This window comes from uncultured Campylobacter sp. (assembly GCF_938040115.1).
GTDB lineage: Bacteria > Campylobacterota > Campylobacteria > Campylobacterales > Campylobacteraceae > Campylobacter_A.
Genome location: NZ_CALHXD010000229.1, coordinates 1 through 15,601 on the forward strand (window position 1 = coordinate 1; position 15,601 = coordinate 15,601).

Consider the following 15,601-nt stretch of genomic DNA (forward strand, 5'->3'; position numbering starts at 1 on the left):
CGATACGTATGTGGCGTTTTTGCCGAGATTTTTGATCCAAAACGAGCTAAAAAACGGCAGGCTATTTGAGATAAACATCTCTAAATTTAAGCTCACTCGCTCGGTTTATGCCGCCGCGTTAAAAGAAAACGAGGAAGCGCTACATAAATTTCTAAAGATCAAGACGAGTTTTAATTTTTAATCTGCTTTAGAGAAGGTGTCAAATTTGGCTAAATTTAGCCTTTTCGGCGCGTAAATTTAAAATACTCTCGTGCAAATTTGGCGCAAAATATCCTTGCCGAACCTGGAGATGATCTTGGTTTGGCGATTTTATAACTTCCAAATTTACGGTCAAATTTGACGGTAAATTTAATATCTTTAAAAATGGAAAGTATATAAGAATAAAAGCAAGAGACGGGCAAGAGCCCGTCTGAATAAAATGCGGTTTAGAACGTAAATTCCCAGTTTAGTCTGAAATTTCTGCCCGCAGAGTAGAAGCGATTGATACCTAAACCAGTGGTTCTATCGATCATGTTCATGGTGCCAAACGGCCTGATGGAGCGCGCAGCGTCCCAAGTGATGTATTTTTCGTTAGTTAGGTTATAAACGCCTAGCCTAAACGTCAAATTTTTAATCGGGCGCACGTAGGTTACGACGTCTACTAGCGTGTAGGCGTTACTTCGCCATTTAGAGTGGCTGTTTGTATTATACGGATTGCCATACGGGTCGGTGTCTAGGCGCCAGAACATATTATAGGTGTCTTTTTCTTTTTTGGATGCGACGCTAGTGACGTAGATGTCGGCGCCGAATTTATCCGCAGCGCTTGCGTAGCCTAGAGCGTAGATCGCAGTAGTCGGCTGGATGGCGTTCATCGGCACTTTACCGTCGTTATCCGTTTGTACTCTGCCTTTTTGCAGCGTTAGTTTGTAGCTAGCGTGAAAGCCCTTTAGCGAGTCTGAAATTTGACCAAAATGCAGCATAGAGTTTATCTCAAGACCGCGCACGGTAGCCTTGCTGCGGTTTACGTTACCGTATAGTGCAAAAGGTATAGTGTTGCCGCCGCCGCCCGTGGCATAGCTTTTGGTGCCAAGCGAGATTAGATCTATAAAGTTATCGTATTTGGTCTCAAAAAAGCTAGTTGTTATAAAGCTTTTATCCTCATGCAGCGTCAATGCAAGCTCTTTTGTCTTAGCTATTTCGGGCTTTAGATCCGGATTTGGTTGGATGGTAAAATCAGGATGCTTAAACGCCAAATATAGCTCGTCCGAAGTCGGCGCTCTAAAGCCTTTGGAGTATTTTAGCTGTACTCTAAAGTAATCTAGCGGATCGATGTCGGCTCCTATAGCATAAGAGCTATTAGTAAATTTTTTATCCCTAGCGATGTATTTTATGTTTGCTAGCGCGTTGTTTGGCGCTTCTTGCTTCCATGCATCATGCGCTCTTTGCCACTCGCTTCTATCTGCATAGTCCCACCATTTTGGCTCTGGGCTAGGATTATACGGTACGAAAAGACCTAGCACCATATCGTCCGGGATTTTAGGCGTAGAGCCCGGGACGTAGTTTGGTTTATATTTTATCTTGTCGTAGCGGTAGCCTAAATTTATCCCCAGCCAGTCGTTTACGCGCATATCGTCGTTGAGGTATAGCGCGCCTTCTTTTGTTTTAACGGGGATGAGAAAAGACGTGAGAGGCTCGGTTCTAGGGCAAAGCGCGTAAAGTAGCGTTAGCGGTGCGTTTTCGCACGTATAGGGCGTACCCGAAAAATCCGTGCCTAGCGTCTTAGGCGCCCACCACCGGCTGCTCGTAGCATCGTAGCCTTGCTTGTTCGTCATGGATTTTTCGGTTCTAGCCAAGCTTAGTCCGTATGCGATATCGTGCTCTACGTCGCCCGTTTTGGCGTATTTGTTAAAGTCTAGGTTAAACTGTTTGGTGTTCGTGTCCAGATCGCGCTCTTTCCAGTCGCGGCTTAAGTAGCCCTTGCCGTATGGAGTGATTAGGTATCCGCTCTGCGAGCTTTGCTTAAAGGTCTTACCCGTGCTTGCGTCGGTGTAGCTTTTATCTAGTGGAACGGTTGATTTGACGTACTGGTCGGTGGCGTAGTCGTATTTTAGCACGTCGATATTTGGCTGAGAGCAGTCAAATACCGAGCAGTCAAGCCAAGTGTTGCTTACGTTTTGATTGATACTAAATTTATTCTGATCATGGACGGCTCCTTGGCTATCTACGAGTCTGTTTACCCACGTTAGACCGCCGTACTGCGGATCTACTTCTTGGGTTCTTTGTAAAGTTACTTCGCCGCCGTACTTATCGACAACCTTGTTGTTTTTAACCTGAAGTCCGATAGGATTTGAAATTTCAGCGCAGTTTTCTCCTGCTTGGCAGTGTTCCTCGGTTCTGGCGCGGGATTTGATTTTTTGGTTGGAGTATGTAAATTTCATCGTATCCCACAACGGAGTTTCGCTAAAATTTTCATAGGCAAAAGCGCGATTTTTCCTATCCATCATATCGTCGTTGTATCTTAGACCGGTATCTATGATCTCGTCCCTGTTGCTAGAAAGCGTAAGCGTGTATGATAGGTCTTTGCCTTGAGATCGGTTTTTGTAGGTATCTGACATAAAGGTAAATCTATGCTCCTCGTGAGGCTGGAAGCCTAGCTTAATGAGGCTGCTCGTTTTTTTGATGTAGTACGGGTCGGCCTTTTCTCTGGTTCTACCCAGTACGCTGTCGTCATAGTCTTTGTAGCCGTAGTTTTCCGTCTCGTGATGTCTGCGCTTGGTTTGTACGGCTAGGATGTCAAACCACTTAAACCTACCGGCTAGGGTGTGCGAGTGCATGGTTTGATTATCGGCGGTGTTGTAGCCGCCCTTGTAGCCGTAAAAATAGTCCTTATCTAGCAAAAGATCCCTTGCGTCTTTTGTTTCAAACATTACGGAGCCACCAAGAGAGCCTGAGCCCGTGCGAACTGAGTCTGCGCCTTTTGAAATAGTTGCTTGTTTTAGCGTTTCAAATTCCACGCCGTTGCGGGTGTTGTTAAAGTTTCCGTATCCTTCAAATAGCTCCTTAAAGCCTTGCGAGCTTAGCGTCTGAGCCTGATGGAGGCCGTCAACGGTGATAGCCACGCGGTTTTCCTCCACACCTCTTATCGCGTAGCCGCTCTGACCGAAACGCCCAGCCTCCACGGTTGTTACGCCCGTTTCGTATCGCACTAGGTCTTTGTTATCAGAAACCTGCGTTTTGGTTAGTTCTTTGGCGCTTTTTACGCTTTGGCCGACTTTTTTTTGCATCGGATCATTCTCAGCGCCTGCTTCGCCGCTAACCGTTACTTCTTTTAGCTCGACTTCGGCCTCTTTTGCATTTAAATTTGACAAAAGAAGCAAAGCGGCAAGAGAAAATTTAAGATGATTCATTCCTGTCCTTATTAACGATAGTTTTGATATTCATTTGCTCTTAAATGCGAAATGATAATAAATATTTGTTTATAGTTTGATTAAAAGATTGGAATTTAATTTAAAAATTATAAATCAATTTTTTATATTAAGAAATAAAAGGGTTGCTGTTGGTAAAACCGTTGCAAATAGGATAATATTTTGCTTAAGCAAATTTAGTAAATTTAAGATAAAGCCTGTATCTGACAAAAATCAAACGTAAAGCGCAATAAGCGCTATAAAGCCGTCTGCTCCTGCAAAACCAATATCGCACGGCTCAAATCAAGGAAATGCGCATAAAATAAATCTATAAAAATAGCGTGAGCAAAACGGTGGATAAAAGTTTGCTCACTTTTTAAATAGATCTTTATTGTTTGGGTTTGACATTAACGCCGACATCGACTTTTCAAGCTGATTTTTTTGAGATTTGTAAATAGAAAAATTTACCAAAATCGGGCTGTTTTCCACCAAAATTTGCACGATAGCTCCAAGCGGAAAGCTAACGATGCTGGCGAAATTTTCCTTACCAAAACCCGCCTCGAAGCTCAGCTCGTCTGGAGTTAGCTTGGCGCTGCTAAAAGTGTAGCCGGCAAGCGTAAAGACGATAACGGGCGCCGTAAAAGTGCTCTTAATGTACTCCGGCAGCTCGGGGTTAAATTTGACCAGATCAAGGTTGGCCATCGCCGAAAAGGAGCGGTCGTTTTTTAGCAGATACTCCACGCACTCAAAAACGTGCTCCTTCATCATCGCCGCAAATCTCTCGTCGTCTAAAATCTCATCAAGCATTTTACCTCCTTTTTGTGCCTTTTCTCAAATTTACTGTCCGCAGTCGTGCCGAATTTGGCTTCAAATAAACGCAAAATTTAGCTTCAAATTTATTGCTGTCCCTGACTCGGTTCGGCTCGTCAAATTTGCCCACGCTTTTAAATTTACTCCCCAAAACGCGTCAAATTTATGCCCGTTACGCCTCCTGGCAAAACTCCTCCACTAGCTTTCTAACCTCGTTTATGCCGATTTGCCAAAACGCAGCGTCCTCTATATCAAAGCCGAACATCCCGACCAGCTCTTTTGGCGAGCGCGAGCCGCCCGCGCTTAAAAACTCGGTGTAAATTTGCACGAAATTTTCGCATTTGCCGCTTTTATAAAGCCCAAAAATCGCCAGCACCAAAAGCTGCGCGTAGGAGTAGGCGTAGCAGTAAAACGGCGTATGGATGAAGTGCGGGATGTAACTCCACCAAATTTTATAGTAGTCGTTTAGCGCGACGCTTTGCCCGAACATCTTAGCACTCTCCTCAAGCCAAATTTTATTTAGCTCCTCGGCGCTGATCTCGCCCTCATGCGCGTGAACTCGGCGCTCAAAGGTAGTGAAGTTTATCTGGCGGTAGAGCGTGGCGAAGATATCCTCGATCTTGCCGGCGAGTAGGGCGGTTTTTTCTCTGCCTTTTAGCGTGCTTTTGACGTGATCAAAAACCAGCATCTCGCAAAAGACCGATGCTGTTTCTGCCGTAGTTAGCGGCGTGTCGGCGTTTAGAAATCCGACGCTTTCATAGGCTAGATTTTGATGCGCGGCGTGACCTAGCTCGTGCGCTAGTGTAAAAAGATCCCGCCTCTCGTCGGTGTGGTTTAAAAGCACGTATGGATGGGCTTTTGCGACGCCTGATTGCGAAAAGGCGCCGCCTCGTTTATTTTCGGCCGGATAAACGTCGATCCAGCCCTCTTTAAACGCGCGAGCGGCTATCTCGCCGAATTTCGGGCTAAATTTAGAAAAAGTCTCAAGCACGATTTTTTTGCACTCTTCAAATTTATAAACGCTCTTGCTTTCGCCCAGCGGCGCGTATCTATCGTAGTCGTAGAGCTTTTTAAAACCTAAAATTTTACGCTTTTTTTCGTAAAATTTAATCGGCAGATCAAAGCTCGTCTCGGCGGCCTTTATGAGCGCGTCCACGCTAGCCTTGGTCGTTTGGTTTGAAAAATGCCGAGGACTTTCTGGCAGATCAAATTTCCGCAGTTCGCAGCTAGTTTTTAGGCTGGTTTTTATCATATTATAGATGTAGCTAAGCAGATGCTGCTGCGGCGCTAGTCCGTCTGAGAGGCTCTTTGCGGCCGCTTTTCGCTCGGCTCGGTCTGGGCTGTGAAGCTTGGATAAGATCTCCTCTTCGCCCAGCATTTTGCCTTTAAATTTAAACTTAAGCGCGCTTAGCGTCTCGTCAAAAAGCCGCGAGAAGCCCTCTGCGCCGGTGTTTGCCGTGCGTAGTAAAATTTGCTCCTCTTTTAGGCTTAGCTGGTGGGCTTTTTCTTTTGCGATATTGGCTAGATAGTAGCCAAGTCTTTGGCTTTTGGCGATGATTTTGTTTTGGCGAGCCTCGTCAAATTCGTTAAATTTAAGCTCGAAAAAGAGTAGATGATTTTGCGCTTTTGAGCTTAGCTCGTCAAATTTGGCGTAAAACGCGCCTTTTGAGGTGTCTTTTGAGAAAACTAGGCTCACGTAAATTTGCACGCGAGCGATGTTTTCTAACAAATTTTCATATTCGTTAAGCGCGGCAAAAAACTCCTCGTCGCTTAAATTTAAAAATTTATCCGAGTATTTGGCTTCAAATTTTTCGCACTCGTTTTGTAACGAAAGAGCTGATTTTTCAAGCTCTTTTTCGTTTTTAAAAAGCGGGGTCAAGTCCCAAACGTTCATTTTGCAGCCTTAAATTTACTCTACGGTTTCTGAGGCTACGGCGGTGAAAAGTACGTCAGACGCGCTGTTTACGGCTGTTTCTACCGAGTCTTGGATCACGCCGATGATAAATCCTACGCCGACAACTTGCATCGCGATGTCGTTACCGATACCAAATAGCGCGCAAGCAAGCGGCACTAGCAGTAGCGAACCGCCCGCGACGCCTGAAGCTCCGCACGCACCAAGGGCTGAGATAAAGCAAAGTAGTAGCGCGTCGCCAAAATCAACCGTGATAGACGGGATCGAGTTTACCGCCGCAAGCGCCAAGATACCGATAGTTACGGCCGCTCCGCCCATGTTTATAGTGGCTCCTAGCGGGATAGAGATCGAGTAGAGCTCCTCTTTTAGCCCTAGTTTTTTGCAAAGCGCCATATTTACGGGGATATTTGCCGCAGACGAACGAGTGAAAAACGCCGTAACCGCGCTCTCTCTCACGCAAGTCATAACAAGCGGATAAGGGTTTTTCTTGGTAACTACAAACACCATTGCAGGGTAAACGATGAAGGAAACAAAAGCCATCGCGCCAACTAGAACGAGGATTAGTTTTAGGTAGCCCGCAAGCGCTTCAAAGCCCGTCTCGTGGATGCTGATGGTGACTAGACCAAAGATACCAAATGGCGCCAAGCGGATGATAAATCTAACGATTTTAGTCACGCCGTCGCTAACGTCTTGGAATACTTTTTTGGTTTCTTGCGTGCAAAATCTCATCGCGATACCGCCGCCCACGGCCCAAGTGATGATGCCGATGTAGTTGCCGCTAGATAGCGCGGTGATAGGGTTTTGAACCATTTTAAAGATGAGGTCTTTTAGGACGTCGACGATGCCTTGTGGAGCGCTCATATTTGCGCTCTCGACGCCTTTTAGCACGAGCTCCATCGGGAAAAGAAAGCTTGCTACGACCGCAACTACGGCAGCTAAAAACGTGCCGACTAGGTAGAGCGTAACTACCTTTTGCATGCCTTTTGCGTGGCCGAATTCTTTTACGATGATAGATGTTGCAACTAGTACGAAAACCAGGATAGGCGCGATAGCTTTAAGCGCGCCGACGAAGAGGTTACCCAAAACGGCGATGGAGTTAGCGACCGAATTTGCCACGTCGGTTAGGTCTTTTTTTGCTGCGGCTAATTGCGCTGCGTCGCTCACGCCTTTTGCGATTAGCTCGTTATAAGGAGCCGCCTGATAGTGCGTCCAAAAGCCGATAACGGCGCCTAGAGCTATGCCGATCAAAATTTGAACGATCAAATTTCCGTCGGCGAACCTTTTTGCCAGTTTGCTAAACATTCTAGTGTCCTTGCCTTAAAATTTAATATTAGTTTAGGATTATAGCCGAATTTACGCGGAATTTACAAGCTTTGAGCGAGATTAATTTGAATTTTATTATGAAATGTTACAATTGCGAGATTAATTTTCATAAAGGAAAAGCATGTATTTATTTACTTCAGAGGTTGTGAGCCCGGGTCACCCGGATAAATGCGCCGACATCATCGCCGACAGCATCGTAGATACGATCTTGATGCAAGACCCAAATGGTCGCGTCGCCAGCGAAGTTTTTGTCGCGGGTAAAAACATTATAATAGGCGGCGAGATAAACTCAAAGGTCAAGTTAAGCTTCAAAGATTATGAAGGTATCGTTAAAAACGCACTAGCCAAAATCGGCTACGACGGCAAGTCTAAATTTACGAAAGAGCAGTGCCTGCACCCAGACGACGTCGAGATAAAAGTCTGCATAAATCAGCAAAGCGCGGATATAAATCAAGGCGTCGATCAAGAAGGCGGCGAGATCGGCGCTGGAGATCAGGGCATAATGTTTGGCTTTGCTAGCTGCGAAGCGAACGAATACATGCCCGCAGCCATAACCTACGCCAGGATGCTTTGCGATAAGGTTTATAAATTTGCCAAAGCCAACCCCGATAAACTGGGCGTCGATATCAAAACTCAGGTTACCGTAGACTACGGCACGAAGGATAACTTTGAAAACTGCAAACCGCAAAGCATTCACACGATCGTAGTATCCGCCCCTTGCGTAGAGAGTATGAAAATAGAAGAACTGCGCGCGCTAGTACAGGGGCTAATAGACGAGACGGGGCTACCCGAAAAGCTATACAATAAAGAAAAAACGATTATTTATATAAATCCGACCGGCCGTTACGTAAATCACAGCTCGCTTCACGACAGCGGGCTAACGGGTCGCAAGCTCATCGTAGATAGTTTTGGCGGATATAGCCCGATAGGCGGCGGCGCGCAAAGCAGCAAGGACTACACCAAAGTCGATCGCAGCGGTCTTTACGCAGCGCGCTGGATAGCTAAAAACATCGTCGCGGCCGGCCTTGCTAAAAAATGCATCGTCCAGCTAAGCTACGCTATCGGTATGGCAAAACCGACCTCTGTTAGCGTAGATACTATGGGCACGCAGATCGCCGGCGTAAACGACGATATGCTGTCAAATTTCGTTAGCGAAAACTTCGCCCTCACTCCGCGCTGGATAACAAATAAATTCGGCCTGGATAAACCCGGCAAAGATACGTTTTTATACGCTAAAGTAGCAGCCAAAGGTCAAGTCGGAAACGCCAAATATCCGTGGGAAAAGCTTGACGCGGTTGATACTTTTAAAGCTTTGATTAAATAATCTCTCAAGCCCGCTAAATTTAACGCGGGCTTAAATTTACCCTCAAATTTAAGGCTTCGTATGAAATTTCGCCCCGCTTTACGTCTTAAATTTTACTCCAAAAACCGCGCGACAAAATTTAAAGAGAATTAAAATGCAAACGGCAACAAACCAAAACGGTGTAAACAAGACGCTCGGACTCGTTCTGCTCGGGCTTTGCGCTTTTTATTTTCTTTGCGCGCTAGGCATTTTTGTATTGCCTTTTGACGTGCTGGCGCGCTCCTCTTTGGCGCGAGATTTCGTGGAAGCTATGCTTAAAATTTACCCCGCAGTAGAGCGAGCCTTTACTCACACCGATTTTACGCAAAAGGCAGCGTTTTATATCGCTTATATGGGGGTTGTTAAGGTCGTCATGCTTGTCGGTTTCGTCGCGGCTTGCTTGCTGTGCGGCAGTAAAGAAAATAAAGCTCGCGTAATGAAACAAGCAAGAAAAGAAAATCCGGTAGTGGGATTTTTCGTTTCATTTTGCGGTATTTTGTGGGCTGGTTTTTTGATAAATAGGGATTTTGCAGGTTATTATATCGGATATCGTAAGCCAAGAAATTCGCCTGAATACGAATGGGTGTTGAAAGCTCCCGGTGAGCTATTTTGGCAGATGACGATTGATTTTATATTTTTGATTATTGCAGCGGCTTGCATGGCTTACGCAGCGTTGCAAATTCGGCTACTTTTTTGCGAACATAAAAACGCCTAAATTTAGCAAATTTATCTGAAAAATTTATCGAGCAAGCCTTGCTTTGGCGTGATTATCTCAGACGGCGAGCCGTTTACGCTGTGATAGATGGCTTTGCCGTATTTCGTCGCGTAGTATTTGAGCAAATTTCGCTGTAAATTTGGCTCGGTGCTAGGCACGAACCAGCCGTTGTTAGTAACCGCGATCATGACATCAAATTCTCCCGTAAACAGCTCGTCTCTCGTCGCTTCGTAGCAGATCGCGTTTCTGATTTTTACGCCATCTATCTCGTAGTCGCTAGGAGCACTTGCCGTCTCAAAATCCTTCGCGCCGCCAAAAAATATTTTATTTATCAAATCACGAGCAAACGCTGGCAACGGAATCTCCTCGCCAAAAGGCACGAGGATAAATTTATCCAGCCGCCGCATCTTGCCGCGGTCAAAGAAAAACGCCGAGTTGTAGTTGGTGCCGTTTTCGCGAGCTAGCGCGCCTGCGACGATAGCGATCTTTTGCGATTTTTCCAGTAGCTCGGAGATTAGATTTCGCTCGTGCGTCATATAGACTGGAAAGGCGCTCTCAGGCAAAATAACCGCTCTAAATCTGGCGTTTATCGCCTCGTCTATGATGGCTAAATTTTGATTTATAAACTCGTTTTTTAGCTGCTTTTGCCACTTTAGCTCTTGCGCGACTTCGGTGTTTGCGAGCTTTACTTCAAAAGGCAGAGTTTTAAAATTTGGCGTACCATACTGCACCGCGCAGGCTAAAATCGCGGCAAAAGCGATAAATTTGAGGCGGTTTTTGACGTAAAACAGGCACAAAATCGCGGCGAAAATAAACGCAAGCGCGAGCAAACTGGGCGCAAATATGCCCGGCACGAAAACGGCTTCTAAATTTAGCCAGTTAAAGCCGAATGGATGGATATTTGAAACTAAAATAAGCAGCAAAGCCTTTAGCCAAATTTGAGCCGGGATGCCCGCTATCAAAAACAGCGCGCCGTAGATGATCCCGATAGCTAAAATTTCAAGCGGGATGAGGTAGCTAAGCTCGTAATAAACGAGGCTAAAGCTGATCCAGTAAAACCAAATGATCCCGATAAAAAATCCCGTCCAAAAAAAGCCGCGGCGGTCAAATTTGAGTAGCAAATAAAAGCCCGCGATCGCAAAAAACGGCGAGATAAAATTTAAAATTTCGCCGCCTAAAACATCGGCTAGTATAAAATTTGAGATTAAAATCGCGCCGACAAAGGCTTTTATTATAATTTTAGTGCTAAAATAAGGGCTTAAAATTTTTTTTATCAAGGAACCCCATGCAAGAAGGAAATTTCGTAGCTTCATTACTGCCTCTAGTCGTGCTTTTCGCGATATTTTATTTTTTGGTTATCAGACCGCAGCAAAAACAGCAAAAAGCTCATGCCGCGATGCTAGCCGCACTCGAAAAGGGCGACAAGATCATAACTAGCGGCGGACTAATCTGCGAGGTGATAAAACCGGAAGAGGATTTTATCAGAGTTAAGCTTAACGACGACGTAATCGTGCGCGTTTCACGCGAATTTATCGCGAGAAAAATAGAAAAAACAGAGACGAAAGCAAATGCGTAACGGCAAAATAACGTATAGGCTAATTATCTTTGCTTTGGCTTTGATTTTGGGCATTATATTTTCCGCGCCGTCTTTTACGGACAAGCTAGGCGGGTCTAAAATCAGTCTAGGACTTGACTTGCAGGGCGGACTTCATATGCTTCTTGGCGTTGAGACCGAGGAGGCCGTGCACTCAAAGATCAAATCTATAGCCGCTAGCGTGAACTATTTTGCGAAAAAAGAGGACGTTTTAATCGATAGCTTTAAGATCCGCGAAGACAAGGTGGACTTTGAGCTACTCGACGCGGACGAAGCCGCTAAAATTGACGGCATGCTAAAAGATATTAAGGGTCTTAACGTACAAAAAGACGGACTAAAATACTCTATCGGCTTAACCGACGCCGAGAAGGCCGAAACTATCGAATACGCGATAAATCAAGCGGTCGAAACTATCAGAAACCGTCTCGATCAGTTCGGTCTAGCAGAGCCTACGGTAGCAAGACAGGGCAAGGATAATATCCTAGTCGAGCTTCCCGGTATCAAAACGGCAGCCGATGAGCAGCGCGCACGCGATCTCATCGCAAAAGCCGCGCACCTCCAGCTAATGGCCGTCGATGAAAAGCGCCAGTCGCAGGCAAACTCGATGAGCGAGGCTGAGGCTGAGAGCTACGGCGACATCATCTATCCAGACGTCAAAAACGAACAGATAAAATACGTCGTAAAAAACATCCCCGTCCTTGACGGAGCGATGCTAACGGACGCTAGAGTGGCCTTTGATCAGCGCACGAACGCGCCTATCATCAGCTTTACTCTAAATGCTGAGGGAGCTAGAATTTTTGGCGATTTTACCGGCGCAAATGTGGGAAAACGTCTAGCTATCGTGCTTGACGGCAGGGTTTACTCGGCTCCATCGATAAACGAGAGAATCGGCGGCGGAAGCGGCCAGATAAGCGGCGGATTTAGCGTAGAGGAGGCTCACGACGTGGCTATCGCGCTTAGAAGCGGCGCTCTTTTAGCTCCCGTAAAAATGCTAGAAAAGCGAAGCGTAGGACCAAGCCTGGGTGCAGATAGCATAAGACAATCTATGATCGCGCTTGCGTCGGCTTCTGTTTTAGTGGTGCTGTTTATGATAGCTTATTACGGATTTAGCGGCATTTTGGCAAATATCGCACTGATCGCAAATATCTTGATACTAGTCGCCGTGATGGCGATGTTCGGCGCTGCCTTAACGCTACCGGGAATGGCCGGTATAGTGCTAACCATCGGTATGGCCGTGGATGCTAACGTCATCATAAACGAGCGTATCAGAGAGCTGCTGCGCGACGGGGCCAGTATCGCAACGAGCGTGAAAAAAGGTTATGAGAACGCGATGAGCGCTATTATCGACGCAAATTTGACCACGCTTATCACCTCGGTCGTGCTTTACGCCTACGGTACGGGACCGGTTAAGGGCTTTGCCGTAACTATGGGCATAGGTATCATCGCCTCGATGATAACGGCGATCTTGGGTACTCACGGTATGTTTGATACGATTATAAATAAAATAGAAAAAAGCGGTAACACGCGGTTTTGGTTCGGTTATAAAAGGGTGTAAATGCAATTTTTCTCAAAGGCACATGTTTATGGTTTTATGAGCAAGCGCTACATCGCGCTAGCTGTCTCAGCCGTGCTATTTTTCGGTTCGCTTTTTTTGATGGCGACGAAAGGCTTTAACTACGGCATCGACTTTTCCGGCGGTACGCTCATCCAGATGAAATACGATAGTGCGGTCTCGCTGGATAAAATTCGCTCGGCTTTGGCAAAAGACGAAGCCTATAAAAACGCCAGTGTTACGGAGTTTGGCTCGGCGGAAGAGGTTACGATTAGATTTTCTGGGACGAACTCAAATTTAGGTAGCGACGTGGGAGCTAGCGTAGCCGAGCTTTTAAAAGATACGGGTAAATTTGAGATCCGCCGTACGGACGTGGTCGGGCCTAAAGTCGGCGACGAGCTACGCGAAAAGGGTGTGATGGCGCTTGCAATCTCGCTTGTTGGTATTTTGATCTATATCGCGTTTAGATTTGAGTGGAGATTTGCGATGGCGGCGGTGGCCTCGGAGATTCACGACGTCGTGATTACGATGGGCGCAATCAGCTTTTTTGCTATCGACGTAAATTTGGACACTCTCGCGGCGATCCTTACGGTCGTGGGCTACTCGCTAAATGATACGATCATCGTCTTTGACCGTATCAGAGAAAATATAAAAACCAGCAAGAGCACGCATCTTGACACGATAATAAACGAATCGGTCTCCGCGACGCTAACTAGAACGATACTCACCTCGGGCACCACGCTCATCACGGTCGTCGTGCTATTTTTGTTTGGCGGAGATATGATACACGGATTTTCTTTGGCGTTGATAGTTGGCATAGTCATCGGTACGCTTAGCTCGATATTCGTCGCTGCGCCTATGCTTTTGTGGTTTAAATTTAGCGTGGAGAAATACCGCGCTATGGAAGCGGAAAAGGCGCGCGTACAAAGAGAAAAAGACAAGCAACGCGCGATGTTTGAAAAAGGCACTATTTAAGGAGAAGCGATGAACTGGGGTAAGGTTGTTTATATATTTTTCGCGCTTATGAGCCTGACGACGACGGCGGGGTTTTTATACGATAAAAACGAGATTGCACTATTTGTAGCGGCGAGCGTAAACGTGATCTCGACGCTACTAAAAATCGGCGTCAAAAACGTCTTTGCTGCAGAGCTTTTTGCCAGCTCGCTAGTGGCGGACTTGCACCTTATTCCGGCTTTTGTGCTGCTTCAGGTAAACGGCAACGCGCATATGGCGTATTCGCTAGCGATCGGCGCCGCGATAGCAAACGTCTTTTCTCTGGCGCTTGTTTTGGTCGAGTCCGGTAAGACGCAAGAAGAATTTTAGGAGTAAAAATGAGTGAAAATTTAAAATACGAGCCGGCGAAAATAGAAAAAAAATGGCAAGAAATTTGGAGCAAAAACGGCGAATTTGAGCCCAAAGACGACTATAGCCTGCCTAAAAAATACATCCTAAGCATGTTTCCGTATCCTAGCGGACGTATCCATATGGGGCACGTGAGAAACTACACCATCGGCGACGCCTTAGCTCGCTACTACCGCAAGCGCGGCTACAACGTCCTTCATCCGATTGGATTTGATAGCTTCGGTATGCCTGCAGAAAATGCGGCGATAAAGCACAAAATCCATCCTAAAATTTGGACTTACGAAAATATAGACTATATGCGCGGCGAGCTTGAGACGCTAGGGCTTAGCTTTTCTAAAAAGCGCGAGTTTGCGACATCTGACCCGCTTTATACTAAATTTGAGCAAGAGTTTTTCATCAAAATGTACGAAAAGGGGCTGGTTTACCGCAAAAGCGCGGTCGTAAACTGGTGCGAATACGACCAAACCGTACTTGCTAACGAGCAAGTCGAGGACGGATGCTGCTGGAGATGCGGAAATGCCGTCATCCAGCGCGAGCTACCTGGCTACTATCTAAAGATCACCGATTACGCGCAGGAGCTGCTAGACGATCTAAAGCGCCTTGAAGGCAAATGGCCGTCTCAAGTGCTCACGATGCAGGAAAACTGGATCGGCAAGAGCTTTGGCTTAGAGTTTAAATTTGAGCTTGACGAGGAGTCGAAGCAAATTTTAGAAGGCGGCGAGCAGATAGAGGATTTTGAGGTATTTACTACGCGCCCGGATACGATTTACGGCGTTAGCTACGCGGCCTTGGCGCCTGAGCACAAGATCGTAAAAAGACTACTTGACAGCGGTAAGCTAGAGGCGGATAAGGCTGAGCGAATCAGGAAAATTTTAAACCAAAGCCCGCGCGAACGCCAAGCTAGCGAAAAAGACGGACTGTTTTTGGGTATAAACGTCGTACACCCGCTAACGGGCGAAAAAGTGCCTGTTTGGGTGGCAAATTTCGTTTTAGCGGACTACGGTAGCGGCGCGGTTATGGCGGTGCCGGCTCACGATGAGCGCGACTATGAGTTTGCGAGCAAATTTGACCTACCGATAAAGTGGGTGGTTAAACCTGCGCAAGGCGAATTTGAGGGCGGCAAGGCGCTAACAGAATACGGAATATCTATAAATTCGCCGCTCATAAACGGTCTTGGCAGCGAAGAGGCAAAACTAAAAATCATAGAAAAATTTGAAGCGGACAAGATCGGCAAACGCGTCGTAAATTTTAAAATCCGCGACTGGGGTATCTCTAGACAGCGCTACTGGGGCGCGCCGATACCGATGGTGCACTGCAAGTGCTGCGGCGTCGTGCCTGAGAATATCGAAAATTTGCCTGTGACGCTACCTGACGACGTGCAGATAACAGGCGAGGGAAATCCGCTCGATAAACACGAGAGCTGGAAGCACGTAAAGTGCCCAAAATGCGGCGGCGAGGCCGTTCGCGAGACCGATACGATGGATACGTTTTTTGAGAGTAGCTGGTATTTCGCTAGATACGCGAGCGACGAAAAAACGTGGCAGGAACGCGCATTTGACGAAAAAAGCGTGAATTATTGGATGAATGTGGACCAGTACATCGGCGGTA

General features: G+C 46.4%; 12 protein-coding genes and 1 pseudogene. 8 read left to right on the plus strand and 5 right to left on the minus strand.

Annotation, left to right across the window (positions count from 1 at the left end):
* Positions 1 to 181: pseudogene (locus tag Q0314_RS07750) on the plus strand (LysR family transcriptional regulator); the annotation flags it as partial.
* 244 nt (positions 182 to 425) lie between these two features.
* Here the strand turns inward: Q0314_RS07750 and Q0314_RS07755 are convergent.
* The 4 genes from Q0314_RS07755 to sstT form a co-directional block, all read right to left on the minus strand.
* Positions 426 to 3,386: a TonB-dependent hemoglobin/transferrin/lactoferrin family receptor gene (locus Q0314_RS07755; protein WP_298057998.1), complete on the minus strand. Its 2,961-nt coding sequence runs from the start codon at positions 3,384 to 3,386 to the stop codon at positions 426 to 428.
* Positions 3,387 to 3,752: 366 nt separating this feature from the next.
* Positions 3,753 to 4,190, minus strand: a complete 438-nt coding sequence (locus tag Q0314_RS07760; protein WP_298058000.1) for a hypothetical protein — start codon at positions 4,188 to 4,190, stop codon at positions 3,753 to 3,755.
* A 175-nt stretch (positions 4,191 to 4,365) separates the two neighbouring features.
* The gene (locus Q0314_RS07765; RefSeq protein ID WP_298058002.1) at positions 4,366 to 6,087 is read right to left on the minus strand and encodes a M3 family oligoendopeptidase; all 1,722 of its coding nucleotides are present in this window, start codon (positions 6,085 to 6,087) and stop codon (positions 4,366 to 4,368) included.
* Positions 6,088 to 6,102: 15 nt separating this feature from the next.
* Entirely contained in the window at positions 6,103 to 7,407 is a 1,305-nt protein-coding gene (gene sstT, locus Q0314_RS07770) for a serine/threonine transporter SstT (protein ID WP_298058004.1), read from the minus strand.
* Between the two features lie 142 nt (positions 7,408 to 7,549).
* Between sstT and metK the strand changes: the two genes are divergently transcribed.
* Both metK and Q0314_RS07780 read left to right on the plus strand, forming a co-directional pair.
* Positions 7,550 to 8,752: a methionine adenosyltransferase gene (gene metK / locus Q0314_RS07775; RefSeq protein ID WP_298058006.1), complete on the plus strand. Its 1,203-nt coding sequence runs from the start codon at positions 7,550 to 7,552 to the stop codon at positions 8,750 to 8,752.
* Positions 8,753 to 8,885: 133 nt separating this feature from the next.
* Positions 8,886 to 9,485, plus strand: coding sequence for a hypothetical protein (locus tag Q0314_RS07780; RefSeq protein ID WP_298058008.1), 600 nt, complete (start codon positions 8,886 to 8,888; stop codon positions 9,483 to 9,485).
* 11 nt (positions 9,486 to 9,496) lie between these two features.
* On the opposite strand, the gene Q0314_RS07785 is transcribed toward Q0314_RS07780, so the two are convergent.
* Positions 9,497 to 10,798: an apolipoprotein N-acyltransferase gene (locus Q0314_RS07785; protein WP_298058010.1), complete on the minus strand. Its 1,302-nt coding sequence runs from the start codon at positions 10,796 to 10,798 to the stop codon at positions 9,497 to 9,499.
* On the opposite strand from Q0314_RS07785, the gene yajC reads away from it, so the two are divergent.
* From yajC to leuS, 5 genes are all read left to right on the plus strand, one after another.
* Positions 10,771 to 11,061, plus strand: a complete 291-nt coding sequence (gene yajC / locus Q0314_RS07790; protein ID WP_298058013.1) for a preprotein translocase subunit YajC — start codon at positions 10,771 to 10,773, stop codon at positions 11,059 to 11,061. The genes Q0314_RS07785 and yajC overlap by 28 nt on opposite strands.
* Complete coding sequence (gene secD, locus Q0314_RS07795) at positions 11,054 to 12,634, plus strand: protein translocase subunit SecD (protein ID WP_298058015.1); 1,581 nt, start codon at positions 11,054 to 11,056, stop codon at positions 12,632 to 12,634. Before yajC ends, secD begins: the two co-directional genes overlap by 8 nt.
* Positions 12,635 to 13,606 (plus strand): protein translocase subunit SecF, encoded by a 972-nt coding sequence (secF, locus tag Q0314_RS07800; RefSeq protein WP_298058017.1) that lies wholly within the window; start codon positions 12,635 to 12,637, stop codon positions 13,604 to 13,606.
* Between the two features lie 9 nt (positions 13,607 to 13,615).
* Complete coding sequence (locus Q0314_RS07805; protein ID WP_002953043.1) at positions 13,616 to 13,954, plus strand: DUF6394 family protein; 339 nt, start codon at positions 13,616 to 13,618, stop codon at positions 13,952 to 13,954.
* Positions 13,955 to 13,962: 8 nt separating this feature from the next.
* The coding region (gene leuS / locus Q0314_RS07810) for a leucine--tRNA ligase (RefSeq protein ID WP_298058019.1) at positions 13,963 to 15,601 on the plus strand (1,639 nt) is incomplete at its 3' end.

Coding starts and splice junctions, on each gene's coding strand:
- Q0314_RS07805 (WP_002953043.1), top strand. CDS start 13,616: ATGAACTGGGGTAAGGTTGTTTATATATTTTTCGCGCTTATGAGCCTG.
- Q0314_RS07760 (WP_298058000.1), bottom strand. CDS start 4,190: ATGCTTGATGAGATTTTAGACGACGAGAGATTTGCGGCGATGATGAAG.
- Q0314_RS07755 (WP_298057998.1), bottom strand. CDS start 3,386: ATGAATCATCTTAAATTTTCTCTTGCCGCTTTGCTTCTTTTGTCAAAT.
- secD (WP_298058015.1), top strand. CDS start 11,054: ATGCGTAACGGCAAAATAACGTATAGGCTAATTATCTTTGCTTTGGCT.
- yajC (WP_298058013.1), top strand. CDS start 10,771: ATGCAAGAAGGAAATTTCGTAGCTTCATTACTGCCTCTAGTCGTGCTT.
- metK (WP_298058006.1), top strand. CDS start 7,550: ATGTATTTATTTACTTCAGAGGTTGTGAGCCCGGGTCACCCGGATAAA.
- secF (WP_298058017.1), top strand. CDS start 12,635: ATGCAATTTTTCTCAAAGGCACATGTTTATGGTTTTATGAGCAAGCGC.
- Q0314_RS07780 (WP_298058008.1), top strand. CDS start 8,886: ATGCAAACGGCAACAAACCAAAACGGTGTAAACAAGACGCTCGGACTC.
- Q0314_RS07785 (WP_298058010.1), bottom strand. CDS start 10,798: ATGAAGCTACGAAATTTCCTTCTTGCATGGGGTTCCTTGATAAAAAAA.
- sstT (WP_298058004.1), bottom strand. CDS start 7,407: ATGTTTAGCAAACTGGCAAAAAGGTTCGCCGACGGAAATTTGATCGTT.
- Q0314_RS07765 (WP_298058002.1), bottom strand. CDS start 6,087: ATGAACGTTTGGGACTTGACCCCGCTTTTTAAAAACGAAAAAGAGCTT.